This window comes from Pseudomonas sp. P4_B4 (assembly GCF_056402255.1).
On record NZ_JBFUHS010000006.1, the window covers coordinates 66641 to 80655 of the forward strand.

Annotated in this window: 15 protein-coding genes and 1 pseudogene; 5 read left to right on the top strand and 11 right to left on the bottom strand. The window is 58.9% G+C overall.

What is annotated here, in order from left to right; translation table 11 throughout:
* The first annotated feature begins 65 nt into the window (after window positions 1-65).
* Window positions 66-1391 (top strand): sigma-54 dependent transcriptional regulator, encoded by a 1326-nt coding sequence (locus AC1DVE_RS09090; RefSeq protein ID WP_223533435.1) that lies wholly within the window; start codon window positions 66-68, stop codon window positions 1389-1391.
* 60 nt (window positions 1392-1451) lie between these two features.
* Here the strand turns inward: AC1DVE_RS09090 and AC1DVE_RS09095 are convergent, their stop codons facing one another.
* From AC1DVE_RS09095 to pnuC, 8 genes are all read right to left on the bottom strand, one after another.
* A complete protein-coding gene (locus AC1DVE_RS09095; protein ID WP_223457096.1) occupies window positions 1452-2759 on the bottom strand; it encodes a hypothetical protein in 1308 nt (435 codons plus the stop codon).
* 46 nt (window positions 2760-2805) lie between these two features.
* Entirely contained in the window at window positions 2806-3567 is a 762-nt protein-coding gene (locus AC1DVE_RS09100; protein ID WP_223457098.1) for a hypothetical protein, read from the bottom strand.
* 26 nt (window positions 3568-3593) lie between these two features.
* A complete protein-coding gene (locus AC1DVE_RS09105; protein ID WP_223457100.1) occupies window positions 3594-4274 on the bottom strand; it encodes a C39 family peptidase in 681 nt (226 codons plus the stop codon).
* A 67-nt stretch (window positions 4275-4341) separates the two neighbouring features.
* Window positions 4342-5193 (bottom strand): heme utilization protein, encoded by an 852-nt coding sequence (locus AC1DVE_RS09110; RefSeq protein WP_223457109.1) that lies wholly within the window; start codon window positions 5191-5193, stop codon window positions 4342-4344.
* A 64-nt stretch (window positions 5194-5257) separates the two neighbouring features.
* Window positions 5258-5836, bottom strand: a complete 579-nt coding sequence (locus tag AC1DVE_RS09115; RefSeq protein WP_223457111.1) for an adhesin — start codon at window positions 5834-5836, stop codon at window positions 5258-5260.
* Window position 5837: 1 nt separating this feature from the next.
* Window positions 5838-6275 carry a hypothetical protein gene (locus AC1DVE_RS09120; protein ID WP_223457113.1) on the bottom strand — a complete coding sequence of 146 codons (438 nt, stop codon included), beginning with the start codon at window positions 6273-6275 and terminating at the stop codon, window positions 5838-5840.
* A gap of 356 nt (window positions 6276-6631) precedes the next feature.
* Window positions 6632-7156 carry an AAA family ATPase gene (locus AC1DVE_RS09125; RefSeq protein WP_223533436.1) on the bottom strand — a complete coding sequence of 175 codons (525 nt, stop codon included), beginning with the start codon at window positions 7154-7156 and terminating at the stop codon, window positions 6632-6634.
* The gene (gene pnuC, locus AC1DVE_RS09130) at window positions 7153-7716 is read right to left on the bottom strand and encodes a nicotinamide riboside transporter PnuC (RefSeq protein ID WP_223457115.1); all 564 of its coding nucleotides are present in this window, start codon (window positions 7714-7716) and stop codon (window positions 7153-7155) included. Before pnuC ends, AC1DVE_RS09125 begins: the two co-directional genes overlap by 4 nt.
* Before the next feature lie 415 nt (window positions 7717-8131).
* On the opposite strand from pnuC, the gene AC1DVE_RS09135 reads away from it, so the two are divergent.
* Window positions 8132-8962 (top strand): undecaprenyl-diphosphate phosphatase, encoded by an 831-nt coding sequence (locus AC1DVE_RS09135; RefSeq protein ID WP_223533437.1) that lies wholly within the window; start codon window positions 8132-8134, stop codon window positions 8960-8962.
* The gene (locus AC1DVE_RS09140; RefSeq protein WP_223533438.1) at window positions 8959-9390 is read left to right on the top strand and encodes a DUF1294 domain-containing protein; all 432 of its coding nucleotides are present in this window, start codon (window positions 8959-8961) and stop codon (window positions 9388-9390) included. The genes AC1DVE_RS09135 and AC1DVE_RS09140 overlap by 4 nt, the downstream gene beginning before the upstream one ends.
* Before the next feature lie 9 nt (window positions 9391-9399).
* Here AC1DVE_RS09140 and AC1DVE_RS09145 read toward each other — a convergent pair whose 3' ends face one another.
* On the bottom strand, window positions 9400-9759 hold the full coding sequence (locus tag AC1DVE_RS09145) for an MmcQ/YjbR family DNA-binding protein (protein ID WP_223533439.1): 360 nt from the start codon (window positions 9757-9759) through the stop codon (window positions 9400-9402).
* Window positions 9756-10664 (bottom strand): LysR substrate-binding domain-containing protein, encoded by a 909-nt coding sequence (locus AC1DVE_RS09150; protein WP_223534850.1) that lies wholly within the window; start codon window positions 10662-10664, stop codon window positions 9756-9758. Before AC1DVE_RS09150 ends, AC1DVE_RS09145 begins: the two co-directional genes overlap by 4 nt.
* A 131-nt stretch (window positions 10665-10795) precedes the next feature.
* On the opposite strand from AC1DVE_RS09150, the gene AC1DVE_RS09155 reads away from it, so the two are divergent.
* Together AC1DVE_RS09155 and AC1DVE_RS09160 are read left to right on the top strand one after the other, a co-directional pair.
* Window positions 10796-11407, top strand: coding sequence for an FMN-dependent NADH-azoreductase (locus AC1DVE_RS09155; RefSeq protein ID WP_223457126.1), 612 nt, complete (start codon window positions 10796-10798; stop codon window positions 11405-11407).
* A 168-nt stretch (window positions 11408-11575) separates the two neighbouring features.
* Complete coding sequence (locus tag AC1DVE_RS09160) at window positions 11576-12613, top strand: alpha/beta hydrolase family protein (RefSeq protein ID WP_223457128.1); 1038 nt, start codon at window positions 11576-11578, stop codon at window positions 12611-12613.
* A 19-nt stretch (window positions 12614-12632) separates the two neighbouring features.
* Here the strand turns inward: AC1DVE_RS09160 and AC1DVE_RS09165 are convergent.
* Window positions 12633-13823, bottom strand: a pseudogene (locus tag AC1DVE_RS09165) (MFS transporter); the annotation flags it as partial.
* Window positions 13824-14015 lie beyond the last annotated feature (192 nt).

Genomic DNA, 14015 nt, shown 5'->3' on the forward strand with positions numbered 1-14015 from the left:
ACAGTCAGGTCTGCCAAATGACTGTTTTTAATAAATTTTTGTAAATTTGGCGCCAAGGAACAGTCATGAGCGATGCGCCTGCCTTACGACGTTTATTAGTGGTGGACCCCTGTGACGATTGCTATCGTCTGCTCCCTGGATTGCGCGCTATCGGTTGGGACGTTGACAGCTGCACGCTGGAGAACGCCGCCGACCGAACCTGTGACGTGGGCTTGTTACGTTTGCAGCCCTTTCACCTTGAGCACCCGGAGGCTGTCAAAGAGTTGATCAGTCGCAGCGGCACCGAGTGGATAGCCGTACTCAATCAGGACGTGCTGCGACTGCAAAATGTCGGCGACTTCGTCTGTGAATGGTTTTTTGACTTTCATACCTTACCGTTCGATGTGTCCCGGGTTCAGGTAACGCTGGGCCGGGCGTTTGGCATGGCGCGGTTGCGCGGTCAGGGCACGGTCCATGTTGACCAGCCCGAGCACGAATTGCTGGGCGACAGCAAACCTATCCGTGAACTGCGAAAACTGTTGAATAAACTGGCTCCGACCGAATCTCCAGTGTTGATTCGCGGTGAAAGCGGCACCGGCAAGGAAATGGTCGCTCGAACCCTGCACCGACTGTCTCAGCGTCACAGCAAACCCTTCATCGCGATCAATTGTGGTGCAATTCCCGAACACTTGATCCAGTCCGAGCTGTTTGGCCATGAGAAAGGTGCATTTACCGGCGCGCACCAACGCAAGGTCGGGCGGATAGAGGCCGCCAACGGTGGCACTCTGTTTCTCGACGAGATCGGTGACCTGCCACTGGAGTTGCAGGCCAACCTGCTGCGGTTCCTCCAGGAAAAACACATCGAACGGGTGGGCGGCAGTCAGCCGATTCCGGTGGATGTGCGGGTTCTGGCGGCGACGAACGTCGACCTTGAAGCGGCCATCGCGAAGAAACGCTTTCGCGAAGACTTGTATTACCGCTTGAACGTACTGCAAGTGTCGACCGTTCCGCTGCGCGAGCGCCATGGCGACCTGGCGACGCTGGCCAACCACTTCTCCCATTTCTACAGCCGTGAAACCGGGCGCCGCCCACGCAGCTTCAGCGACGACGCGTTGATTGCCATGGGCAAACACGACTGGCCAGGCAATGTTCGCGAACTGGCCAATCGCGTTCGTCGCGGGCTGGTGTTGGCCGAAGGCCGGCAAATCGAGGCCCGTGATCTGGGGTTGATCAGTCAGCATACGAGCACTGCGCCGATGGGCACCCTCGAAGAATACAAGAGCCGGGCCGAACGCCAGGCATTGTGCGATGTATTGAACCGCCACAGCGATAACCTGAGTGTCGCCGCCAAAGTATTGGGTGTGTCGCGTCCAACCTTCTACCGCTTGTTGCACAAGCACCAGATTCGCTGAACCGCAGCCTGAAACCAAAAAACCGTTGCGATTGCAATTGCAGCGGTTTTTTTGTTCGGGTCAGAAGTAGTAAGGGAGTTTCAGGCTGAACTGGAAGTCCGGGGCATCGTCCGTCATGCCGATGGACAGGTTGGGGACGATGGTCAGGTTGTCGGTGGCCGCAATGGTCATGCCGATGTTGAAGTAACCGGCGTTGGCATCGCTGGAAACCACCGATTGCCAATCCCCGCCATCTTCCTTGAGCTTGCTTTTGCGCTGCACCAGGTCAGAGACCGAGAACGACATACTCATCTTTTCGTTCAAGGCGAACGCAATACCGGCGCCAATCTGGAAGCTGTCGCCAATGCGTACTTTGCCCGGTGTCTTGACCGCCGGGTTGGAGCTGATGTCGTCGAAAGATTCTTCCAGGTTGTGCGTGTAGGACAGGCTGCCGAACAGCACTGCCGGATCGAACGTCTTGACCAGAGAGATCCCCGGCGTAATCGCCCAGACGCCATTACCGGTAGGCAAGGATTCAGGCACGGCCAGGTTGGAGTTATCCGCTACCCGAATCAACTTGATGCCGAACGGGTCTTTGCCGGTAGGTGCCTTGACGCGCAAGGTCACCACGGCATCCGGCGTGTTGACCGATTCGTCGAGGAATTTATAGGCGATACCGAAGTTCACGTCACCAATGGTCGGGTCTTCTTTGACGGTGTCTTCGGTCGTGATATTTGCGGCGCCGTTATTGCCGCCACCGGACTGGTACGTGGACTCACGGTAGACCACCGGCACGTTCAGGTCGAACTGCCAGCGATTGTTGAAGTTGTAGCGGCCGGTGAGGTCAAGCGTCCAGGTGTCGGCCTTGATCCGGTCCAGGTTGATGGCGCCCAGGAAGATCGAGTCCAGGGCGAGAAAGCCGTTGAGGATCAGTTGGCGGGTATCGTATCGGGAGTAGGTTATCCCGGTTTCGAAGCTGAACTTGCCACCGCCGAAGAACCCGCTGGCCTCGTCATACAGGTTTGAAACGCTTTGCGCCGGTTGTGAGTCATCGGCCAGCGATTGTCCATAAGAACTGCCGCTACCCCCGGCGGCGCCCCCTGAGGCCGCCGCGGCACCGGTGCCGGTGGCGACTTTCGGATTGCCCTTGAGGTCCGCTGGCGACTTGGCCAGGCGTTTGGGAGGGGGTGAAGCGGGCTGGTCCTCAACCTGGCGGACCCGTTGTTCGAGAACCGCCAGGGCTTTTTGCTGTACTTCGTATCGTTGTTTCAACTCCAGAAGCTCTTGTTTGAGAGCCTCCAATTCCGGGTCAGGTGCTGCCTGCAACATCGCCGCGGGGAGTAGAGCACTCAAGCATGCAACTGCACGCAGTGATACTGATCGGTACATGAAATAAGCCGTCCATTTGTGCCCAACAGTCGTATCTCAGCGTAGTTCAATACCCCAAGGTCCGTAATGCAGCGAGTTGGCTCAGATTGCCGTCCAATACACCAGCACCAGGGCCATTATTGTTGAGCACCACGTTGAGTTGAGTCATGTTGTTGACCACATTGCTGCTGCCCAGCAATCGGGTGTTTTGCAGCAACCCGCCTTGGGCGACTTGTTGCAGGCTTGAGCCCTGATTGTTGTTGGCGGTAATGGCCATCTGAACGCCGCCGCTGGTCGCGGATACGGCGACACTGCCTGCGGCATTGCTGCCGGTAATGGTTTGACCGGCTATCAGCGCCTGACCCTGGCTCGGCACCAGTGCAGGGGCCGTGCTGGCCTCTTTGACGTTGATGGCGATGTTGTTGTTTGCGCTGTTGCCATCGCCTGCGGCCCGTGTGACCTGGGTTATGCCCCGGGAAGTGCTCAGCCCATCGCCCCCCGACACGTGACCGCTACCCGATTTGGGCGAACCGCCATGACCGGACTGCTTGATGGTTGAAACATAGAACTCGGGTTTGACCGTTGCGGCTTGAAGCTGCATCGAGCTGGAGGCTCCGATCAGATCACCACTGGCATTGCGCCAGGTACTGCTCATGACAACACCGAAGCTGATGACCCGCCCCGGCATCACATACCGGCCACGCAACTCGGCCAGTTCCTGGTCCTTGATTTCGATGGGTCTGAACTCATCAGCAAAACCTGAAGTGGTCGCTGCCAGACAGGCAGCGACCACCCAATACGAGGTTTTCATTTGCTGCTCCCGGAGCATCCTGCCCCCTATCATCTTATTGGCGATTAAAAGAAGTCGCTCTGTATGAAACCAAAATCCATCAATTCAGCATCTTTGACCGGGTTGAAGTTATCCATCTTGTTCTTGGCTGTCAGCGGTTCCGGTGGATTGCGTAGCGCATTGGTTTTGTCGTAACCGGGACCGACGATGGCGAAGATAATGCCATTCCAGCCTTTGACAAAGTCATCATGGGAGTAGCGTTTGTGTCCGAGTACCGGGTCGCCGATATAGACCCAGTGCTTGTCCGCCCGCTGCAACACCACGAAGTGCTTGTAGCCGCGAATTTCCATCAGTACCACCACCGGAATCGTCACTGCATCGAGTCTTTCCGGCGGGATCTTGTAGCCCCGGGCGCGCATGCCGATGCGTTCTATGTAGCGCTTCATGTCCAGCATGGAAAAACCCTGGGTACGCACAAGGTCCTGGTCTGCGGTGACCAGCATGCCTTTGATGATGTGCTCCTCATCGACGTCGAGCCAATAGGCCTGGCGCAGTATCGTTGCCAGCGCAGCGGCGCCGCAGCTGAAATCGGTTTTTTGTTCGACGATGTCGCTGAACTTGCGCTCGCGCAAACTCTGTACGTGCTTGTACACCAGCACGCCACCCGGCAGGGCGGCAACCGGCATCTGTGCGGCCTGGGTCAGGCCGGACAGGCAGAGCAGGGCGAAAAGGACAGTCTTACGCATGATCGATACGCCTTGGGGCTGTAGAAAAGCCCCGTCGCCGGGGCTTTCATTGCGATTGCGATCGCGATTACTGGCAAGTTTTGCAGCCTGCGGCGATGGACAGCGAGTTGCTTTGCTGGTTGCCTACGCCGGACGATATGTTCGCTCCGCCGTTGCCGGAGAAGTTGTTCATCGAGCCCGTTATCGAAGCATTGTTGGTTACAGGGGGTTTCCAGCTATCTGGAGTCATCACTTGTTGAGTGGTTACGCCAGCCAGACCGAATACACCCACGGCTACGAAATCAGTCGTGGAATTGCCGTTGTTGGTGACCTTCATCCCGGACGTGCTTTGGTTGGCCGCTGCCGCCGCTAGTGCTACACGGCCGCCCGAAACGGCAATCGCCAGGTTGTTTTTCTGTTGGTTGAAGGCGCCGGTGGTCACGTTGATGCCGATGTTGCCGGAACCGCTGTTGCCGGCGTTATTGAGCGTTGTGTTGTTGGTGTTGGAGCGGTTCCTGGCGGTGTTGCCGTTGCTCCTCTGTGTCGCGCTGGAGACGGCGACGGCAGTGCCAAAAATAAAGCTTTCGTCAGCAGTGGCAAGGGCGGCGGCGTTGTCTTGTTGGTTGCCGTCACCGGCTGCAACGTTGGCACCCATGTTGCCGTTGGAGTTGTTCAGGGAGTTATCGACTTTAGCGTCGTTTTGGGTGCCATGGTTCGATACGGAGTTGTGACTGCTGTTCTGCGAGTCCAGCACGGCGGCCCCGGCGCCTGCTGTAATCTGCAGAAATTGATCCAGAGTCGGGCCTTCAGGCTGAAGGTTGTTGCCTTGCTCAGTGCCCTGACCGTTGCCTTGACCATCAATACCGCCTGCTTGGGCTGCGAATGCCATCACTGCTGCCAGAGCGAAAGCCAGAGGTTTGAGAGCAGTTATCGGGTTCATGGTGTTTCTCCGTGCTCATTAGTTGGTCAAGTGTTGGTACGTCCCTAAACGCACTGTAATGGGGTCAGTCAGCGACCCGGATGCTCAGGGTGTTAGCCATTCGGTTCCCCACCCCGGCACTCTGGTTCACYTGGATGACTCCCCGGCTGCCGGTGAAGGCCTGGTCGCTTGTCACGACCTGGCGACTGCCGTCTGGGGTGCCAGTTGCTCCCGAGTTCGGTAACAACGCCACGTTCTGTTGAGAAAGGGCACTATCGTCAATGGCTTGCGGTGCAGCGCTGATGCTGATGCGCATGGCGTTGGCCATCTGGTTGTTCGCCCCGGCACCCTGGTTGACGCCCAGTACGCCATTGCCATTACTGAAGGCGGCGCCGCCGATATTGGTCGTTGCATCCATCGACGGATTGGCGGGCGTGGTGATTTTCTGCTGGACGCTGGTGGTCGCACCGGCTTGGGTACCAATGGCGATTGCGCGGACGTTGGCCTGCTGCTGTTGATCACCGGCCGCCTGGTTGACGTTGAAGTTGCCTCGGTATTGAGTACCGGAATCCTGAATGGAGGCGGTGTTAACCGAACTGACGCCCGAATCGGCCATCACACTGGTGCAGCCGAGCAGGGCAAGTAACAGGAGGGATCGACTCATCTCATTGGCCTCCCGCTATTCTGCCCAGTGAGCCGAGGCCGGTGCTCATGGCGCGGTTGATGGTTCCGGAAATGGCACCGCCACTGCCGCCACCGTGGCCGACGGACATGCCAGGCAAACCATTGGGGTTGGTGATGACGTTGAGGCCTTGCATTCCACTCAGGCTTTGCCCGTTACTGTTACGAAGGGCCGTTCCGGTGGTTACTCCGGCAATGTCGGCGTCGCTGAGTTCGCCGGTGACGCGGGCTGATGGGTTGGCATTGATGGTGTTCGGGTTCGGATCCCTGCCGCCGCTGCGACCGATGGGAGTCGGGTGAACAGAACGATCAAGCACGATGACACCGTTGCCTTCGGCTTGAGCGTTGAAACTGAGTATCGTGCCACCTGCGCTCGCGATCAGCAGGAGGCACGCCAAGCCCTTTTTGTTGAATATCCCCACGACGGTTATTCCTTCATTTGACGGCCGTCCCTGGTCAGCTGTTTAAGGAATAGAGCGAAACCTGTGCCGGTTTTTGAATATCGCGTTGATTCAATGGCTTGCAGACTTTTTCCGGGAACCCTTTGCCGAGAATGTTTCAAAGGTGAGACAAAACCCTGCGCAGGCAACCCGCAAATGCGGATAAACCGCTCTGGAACAGGGGTTTCAGCGACGTTGTATCAATGACTTAACAAAACCGATGACCAAACGATGAAAGGCGCTGAAATGGGTGGTTTGAGACAGAGAGGGTGTTTCAGGATCGGACACTTTCCCCCAAAAACAGGGGGGGATGGTGGGGAAATTGCCCCAAAGGCCGGTCAGGCATCGAGCAATCGGGTCACGGCGTTCAGTGCCTGGAATCGGCGTTCTGCCCAGTCTCCGTGCAGTACTTGAACCGGTTGTGCGTGGCGCTCGAGCCAGGCCAGGGTCTGCTCGAAAAATGCCTGGCGCTCACTCAGTCGGGGCTGGCAGCGCTGGCCATCATCCGTCCAGTCGACGTGTTCCGGCGACAGCAGCAAGTGCAAGTCGTAATGCCGGGCCAGTAGCGCTTGTTCGATCCAGGCGGGGCAGTCGCCAAACAAGGTTTGGCTCCAGAGGATATTGCTCAGCAGGTGCGTGTCGAGGATGAGCAAAGGCGGTTGTTGCGCCCGCGCTTCGTCTTCCCATGCCAATTGACCTCGGGCGATCTGCGGAATGTCGGCCAAGGTGGTGTCCCGCGGATTCTGCTCGATGAACCAGCGCACATACTCGTCGACCAGAACCCCGCCGAAACGCTGTTGCAACTCGGCCGCCAGCCAGCTTTTACCGCTGGATTCGGGGCCTGTGAGTACCAGGACTTTCATGCGTGCAATGCCGGATCGGCGCGCCACTCGCGCCAGCCCTGCACGGCGATAACGGTGAACAACCCGTACAGGGTGGCGGTCAGGTACAGGTCCTTATAGATGAACAGCCCGACGAAAATCACATCCAGGGCGATCCACAGCGGCCAGCACTGGACACGTTTTTGCGCCATCCAGACCTGCGCCACCAGGCTGAATCCGGTCAATGCCGCATCGAGCCAGGGTTGCGCAGCGTCCGTCCAGTGGGCCATGGCCGCCCCCAGCAACAGGCTGCCGATTGCACCGATGGCAAGGCTCAACGCCACAGACCGGGTATCGAGCCGACTGACTTCGCGGCCATGGGTCGTTTCGCCAAACCGCGTCCACTGCCACCAGCCGTAAAGCTGCAAGGCGGCATAAACGACTTGCAGCAGCATGTCCGAATACAGCTTCACCTCAAAAAAGATCCAGCTATACAGCAGCACCATGACCAGGCCGATGGGCCAGCACCAGGGGTTCTGTTTGACCGTCAACCAGACGGCAATGACACCGAGGGCGGCGGCAAACAGTTCAAGCCCGGACATGGAGGTTCCTTGGGGAAATCGAAGAGGGGGCGGATTGTAACCGGATTGGCGTCGGGAATCCCGCGGCGCAAGGTGTGCTTCATTGGCGCGCGAAGCAATCCTGAAATCGGTCGTGATCTTGCGGGTACAGCCGCGGATTCTTGTTCCTGTCATAAATCATTGCCAGCATCCAGCCACGCTTTGCCGCACGAGCCTGTGCGAGCGGCGATTGATAACGCGGCAGCGCCAATCGGACTTGTCTGATAGGATTTCGGCCCCGCACGGGTAAACCCCGAATCAGGGTTGTTTTTTCACAGGATTTTTACGGTTCAGTGGTGATCCTTGATGCGTGGGGCTTCAGCTACGCTGATCGCAATTCAAGCTTTTGAAAAATACTAACGGGGCATGCCGACGCGCATAGCCTTTTGGGGGATTGATGGATCTTTGGACCGCCTTTCAGGCATTGATTCTTGGGGTTGTAGAAGGGCTGACCGAGTTCCTGCCCATTTCCAGTACCGGCCACCAGATCATCGTGGCCGACTTGCTCGGCTTCGGGGGCGAGCGGGCGATGGCGTTCAACATCATTATTCAGTTGGGTGCCATCCTGGCGGTGGTGTGGGAGTTTCGACGCAAGATCTTTGACGTGGTCATCGGTCTGCCGACCCAGCCGGGTGCGCGGCGGTTTACCGCGAACCTGCTGATCGCGTTCTTGCCGGCCGTGGTGTTGGGTGTGATCTTCGCCGACCTGATTCACGAGTACCTGTTCAATCCGATCACTGTGGCAACGGCGCTGGTCGTGGGCGGGTTCATCATGTTGTGGGCCGAGCGCCGTCAGCATGAAGTACACGCCGAAACGGTGGATGACATCACCTGGAAAGATGCCCTGAAAGTCGGCTTCGCCCAATGCCTGGCGATGATTCCGGGCACTTCGCGTTCGGGCTCGACGATCATCGGCGGGCTATTGTTCGGCCTGTCGCGCAAGACCGCTACCGAGTTCTCGTTCTTCCTGGCGATGCCGACCATGGTCGGCGCAGCGGTGTACTCGGGCTATAAATACCGTCACCTGTTTGTCCCGGCGGACTTCCCGGTGTTCGCGATCGGCTTCGTCACGGCGTTCGTCTTCGCAATGATCGCGGTCCGCGGGCTGCTCAAGTTCATCGCCAACCACAGCTATGCGGCGTTTGCCTGGTATCGCATTGTGTTCGGCCTGATCATCCTGGCGACCTGGCAATTCGGTTGGGTCGACTGGAGCGCGGTCAAGCCGTGAGTGACTCAAGCTCGCGCAATAACCCCGGGCGCCAGCCCGGGGGACAGATCCGCCATTCACGGCTGAAGTGGCTGGTGTTTGCAATCCTGTGCGCGTTGCCGCTGTCGGGTTCGGTGTCGTCATGGCTGCACGGGGTGTCGCTGATTCCCCTGGCGGCCTACGGCATCGTCAGCGTCGTGACGTTTTTGCTGTACTGGAGCGACAAGCGCAAGGCCCGCGCCGAGCAATGGCGTACGCCGGAGAATGTCCTGCATGCGCTGGAGCTCGCCGGTGGCTGGCCCGGCGCCTTGCTGGCCCAGCAAGCGTTTCGGCACAAAACCCGCAAAGTCTCGTACCAGTTGGTGTTCTGGATCATCGTGCTACTGCACCAGGTGTTCTGGATTGACCACCTGTTCCTCGGCGCGCACCTGTTCGCCTTGTTCCGATAAAACAAGGACCTATAGCAACATACCGACTTGAGTGCGCTTTGGCAGTCTGCTGACCACCAATTGGTGGGAACGCTGCAGCAATCCCTGTAGTTCTTCGCTACCGAGCGGGTAGGGCGTTTCCATGATGATCCACTGGGCGCGCGCCAGATAAGGCGCCGGATGAATCCCCGGACGGTCGCAATGACCGAGAAACAGATCCTTGTCGACCTTGAAGGCCAGGGAATCACCCCGCAGGCCCTGCAAGGCGAACATCTTGTTCCCGGCAATCGAAAACACCCGCACGCCTCCCCATTTATAGTCTTCCCGTGCTCCGGGCAGGGTAAGGCAGAATTTCGCGACATCCTCTTCGCTCATCCGTCCGGCTTTCATAACAAGCGTTCCCCACAGGCATTGAATGACTCGACCAAGTGGTCAATCCAGGCGCGTACCGCCGGCATGACCCCGCGTCGATGAGGATAGACCGCTTGCAGCCAGCCACCGGGCAACGACCAGTCGGGCAACAACTGCACCAGTGAGCCGTTTTCCAGTTCCTGCTCGCAATACATCATGGGCAGCATCGTAAAGCCCAGACCAGAGAGGGTGCTGGCCTTGCGCACGATAAAGTCATCGATGCCCAGCCGGGCCTCGAGCGCGAGTTCATAACTTTTGCCTTTTTGATCCAGCAGGCGGATGTGCACCATACGGTCGGCTTCCAGGGCGCCGAGCACTGGCAGGCTTTTCAGGTCCTCGGGATGGTTGATCTCACGACCAACGAGGAAGCCGGGACTGGCGACCATCAGCATCTGCGCCTGACGCAGACGGCGGGTGACCAGCAGCGGGTCTTCGTCGCCAAGCTCCCGCACACGCAGGGCCACGTCAATGCCTTCGTTTACCAGGTCAACCCGCCGGTTGAGCAGCATCACCTCCAGCTGGACTTGCGGAAAGCGTTCCAGAAAGTCGCTGATCACCCCGGGCAATATTTCATGGGCCAGCCCGACGGGGCAGGACACCCGCAAACGCCCGCGAGGCTCGCTGGACATGCTGGCCACAGCCTCGTCGGCCATTTCCGCCTCCAGCAGCATCGCCTGGCAGTGCCTGAGGTAGCGTTCACCCACGGCAGTCAGCTTCAGCTGTCGGGTGGTGCGTTGCAGCAATCGTGCGCCAAGGCGTTCTTCCAGTTCGGCGATGCGCCGTGACAATCGTGACTTGGGGATGCCCAGCAAACGCCCGGCCGCCGCGAATCCCCCGGCTTCCACGACTTTGGCGAAGTAATACAGGTCGTTGAGGTCTTGCATGATGTGAATCCGATTGTTCTATCTGTGGGACGAACTATCGCATTGTTGCCGTCTAATCAGCTATTGGTTTCGTCTGTAGGATTAGTCCCATCAGATCGCCCTTGTGGGCGATCCTCACCTGGAGATCCCACATGAAACTGCTGCATATCGATTCGAGCATTCTGGGCGACAACTCGGCTTCCCGTCAGTTGAGCGGCGAAGTCGTCAAGGCCTGGCAAGCCGCCGAGCCAACCGCTGTGGTGACCTACCGCGACCTGGCCGCCGACGCCATCAGCCACTTCTCCGCCACCACCCTGGTCGCCGCCGGCACCACCGCTGAACTGCGCAACGCCGCACAACAGCACGAAGCCGAACTGAGCGCCTCGACCCTGGCCGAATTCCTCGCCGCCGATGCCGTGGTGATTGCCGCACCGATGTATAACTTCACCATTCCGACTCAATTGAAGGCCTGGATCGACCGCATCGCCGTTGCCGGCCAGACCTTCCGTTACACCGAAGCCGGCCCTGAAGGCCTATGCGGTGGCAAGAAAGTCGTGATCGTTTCGACTTCCGGCGGCATGCACGCCGGTCAGGCAAGCGGTGTTGCCCACGAAGAGTACTTGAAGTTGCTGTTCGGTTTCATCGGCATCACCGACATCGAAATCGTCCGCGCCGAAGGCCTGGCTTACGGTGACGACGTTCGCAACAAAGCCATGAGCGCTGCCCACGCACAAATCAGCGAGCAGTTGTTCGCCGCAGCGTAAGGCTTGCGTAAAAGTAGGCAACCGTACAGGTAAAGCCCCAAAAAACTCTGTAGTCTGGTTACGCAAGTACCAGCTACGGAGTTTTTTGTTTCTGGTCGTTTCAGATTGTGGCCTGACTTATGCAGTCAGGGTTCACGTCACAAGTCCGGTAACAAGGTGGGGCATCCGATGATGCGTCTTTGTGCAACTTTACTGTTTTGCCTGCTCAGCAGCTTGAATACAGTGCACGCCGCGCCTGCACCGCATCCTCACTGGAGCGTCGGCTTCCACGAGATGACTTTCCTCGACCCGCTGGACCTGCAGCCGATGCGTGCCATCGCCTTCTATCCTTCCAGTGATCGGGAGCACACCAGCAAGCTCGAGGGTTACACCGTCGAAGCCGGAGAGGACACCAAGGTCGCCATTGGCCGGTTCCCGATGCTGATGCTGTCCCACGGAAACACCGGCACCCCCCTGGCACTGCACGACCTTGCTACGTCGCTGGCGCGCAAAGGTTTTGTCGTGGTGGCGGTGATTCACCCCGGTGACAACTCCAGAGACCACAGCCGACTCGGTACTTTGAGTAACCTGTACGGCCGGCCGATCCAGATTTCCGAAGCCATTACCGCTACCTTGGGCGACCGTATGCTGTCGCCGTTCGTCAATGCCGACCAGGTGGGGGTCATCGGTTACTCGGCCGGTGGCGAGACCGCATTGATTCTGTCCGGCGCGACCCCGGACCTGGATCGCCTGCGCCGATACTGCCAGGAGCGCCCGGATGACCACGATGCCTGCAACACCCAGGGCGAATTGATTGTCGACCGCGACGACCTGCAACCGGTGCCTGATCCTCGCGTCCACGCCTTGATGCTGATGGCGCCGTTGAGCCTGAAGTTCGGCCGCCACACCCTGGCCGATGTGCATGTGCCGGTGCTGCTTTACAGCGGCGATGGCGACAAATTGGTGGCAGTCGACAAGAACGCCGCGGCACTGGCGCGCAAACTGCCGACGGCGCCTGACTTCAAGTTATTGGCCGGGGCAGGGCACTTCGTGTTCATGGCGCCATGCAATGACGAGCAGATCGTGATCATGCCCGCGCTGTGCACCGATGCCGATGGCGTCGATCGGCAAGACATTCACCGCAATCTGATCTCTGAAGCCGGACGCTTCTTCTCGCGCACACTGGGCAGGGCGACTCGGGCGGGTATGCAAACGGCTGATCAGTGAGTGTCCTCGACCCTCTGTGGGAGCGGGCTTGCTCGCGAATACGGTGTGTCAGTAGACATAAGTACCCTGTCACCGACAACAACGCCGCACTGAAGAAAATCCACGCATAACCCAGGTTCAACGCCACTGCGCCCATCAACGGGCCTGCGATGGCCAGCGCCAGGTCGAAAAACACCGCATAAGCACTCAGGCCCGCGCCCCGGCTGGAGCTGGGCACCTGCTTGATGGCCTCGACACCCAGCGCCGGATACACCAGGGACAGGCCGAACCCGGTCAGGCCGGCGCCAATGAGCGCATACCCGGTCGAAGGTGCCAGCCACAGCAGCACCAGGCCAACCGTCTCAATGCACATGCAGGCAATGGCCGACGTGAACCCGCCGAAACGACTGATGGCGGATATGAACAACAGCCGCGACAGAATGAAACACACGCCAAACACGGTCAGGCAGTAGGCCGCGCCAGTCCAGCCGCGATTGACGTAGTACAGTGTGATAAAGGTCGTCAGGGTGCCGTACCCAATGGACGCCAGGCTCAGGCTCGCGCCAAACGGCGCAATGCGCCCGAACACCGCCCAGAACGGCAAACGTTCACCGCGCACCACCGGCACCGAGGGCTTGTTGCGAATCAGCAACAGTGCGGCCAGGGCCAGCAGCGACAGGGCGATGCCCAGGCTGGCGAAACCCAGTTGTTGCACCATGACCACGCCCAGCGGTGCACCAATGGCAATCGCCCCATAGGACGCGATGCCGTTCCAGGAAATCGAGCGCGCGGTATGCTCGGCGCCCACCTGGCCCATGCACCAACTGATGGTGCCGACGCCGATCAACCCTTGGGCGATCCCCAGCAGCAGGCGCCCGGCGATCAGGATCAGCAGGCTGAGCAAGGGAAAGCCTTGCAACAGGGTCGACAGCAAGGTCAGCACGCCGCTGAGCACAATCCCCGACAAGCCATAGATGATTGCGCGCTTGGTGCCGATGCTGTCGGACATCCGCCCGGCCATGGGCCGGCTGAGCAGGGTGGCGAGGTATTGCGAGCCGATGGTCAACCCGGCCACGATGGCACTGAACCCGAGTTGTTCGTGGACATAACCCGGCAATACCGCAATCGGCAAACCGATGCAGAGGAAGGCAATAAAGGTATAGAAAACGATGGAGACGATCTGCAGGGTGATCGCCATAGAGCTTTGCGGAGCAACTTGCTGCACAGACATGATGGCTCGTTCGCGGGCGGCGGTGGGAGAACTGCATCATGGCGCGGCGTTGTCATAAAAGGAAGCAGGCTAACTAATTTTGCAGTCATTGATGGCCTCTTCGCGATCAAGCCCGCTTGCTCGCGAAGGATTCTGCACCCAGAAAATCCCACCCATGAAACGCAAAAAGCCCCGTCACATGGACAGGGCTCT

What these genes read in the sequence shown, in the direction of transcription:
- AC1DVE_RS09090 (WP_223533435.1), top strand. Translation starts at nt 66, where the DNA reads ATGAGCGATGCGCCTGCCTTACGACGTTTATTAGTGGTGGACCCCTGT.
- AC1DVE_RS09095 (WP_223457096.1), bottom strand. Translation starts at nt 2,759, where the DNA reads ATGTACCGATCAGTATCACTGCGTGCAGTTGCATGCTTGAGTGCTCTA.
- AC1DVE_RS09100 (WP_223457098.1), bottom strand. Translation starts at nt 3,567, where the DNA reads ATGCTCCGGGAGCAGCAAATGAAAACCTCGTATTGGGTGGTCGCTGCC.
- AC1DVE_RS09105 (WP_223457100.1), bottom strand. Translation starts at nt 4,274, where the DNA reads ATGCGTAAGACTGTCCTTTTCGCCCTGCTCTGCCTGTCCGGCCTGACC.
- AC1DVE_RS09110 (WP_223457109.1), bottom strand. Translation starts at nt 5,193, where the DNA reads ATGAACCCGATAACTGCTCTCAAACCTCTGGCTTTCGCTCTGGCAGCA.
- AC1DVE_RS09125 (WP_223533436.1), bottom strand. Translation starts at nt 7,156, where the DNA reads ATGAAAGTCCTGGTACTCACAGGCCCCGAATCCAGCGGTAAAAGCTGG.
- pnuC (WP_223457115.1), bottom strand. Translation starts at nt 7,716, where the DNA reads ATGTCCGGGCTTGAACTGTTTGCCGCCGCCCTCGGTGTCATTGCCGTC.
- AC1DVE_RS09135 (WP_223533437.1), top strand. Translation starts at nt 8,132, where the DNA reads ATGGATCTTTGGACCGCCTTTCAGGCATTGATTCTTGGGGTTGTAGAA.
- AC1DVE_RS09145 (WP_223533439.1), bottom strand. Translation starts at nt 9,759, where the DNA reads ATGAAAGCCGGACGGATGAGCGAAGAGGATGTCGCGAAATTCTGCCTT.
- AC1DVE_RS09150 (WP_223534850.1), bottom strand. Translation starts at nt 10,664, where the DNA reads ATGCAAGACCTCAACGACCTGTATTACTTCGCCAAAGTCGTGGAAGCC.
- AC1DVE_RS09155 (WP_223457126.1), top strand. Translation starts at nt 10,796, where the DNA reads ATGAAACTGCTGCATATCGATTCGAGCATTCTGGGCGACAACTCGGCT.
- AC1DVE_RS09160 (WP_223457128.1), top strand. Translation starts at nt 11,576, where the DNA reads ATGATGCGTCTTTGTGCAACTTTACTGTTTTGCCTGCTCAGCAGCTTG.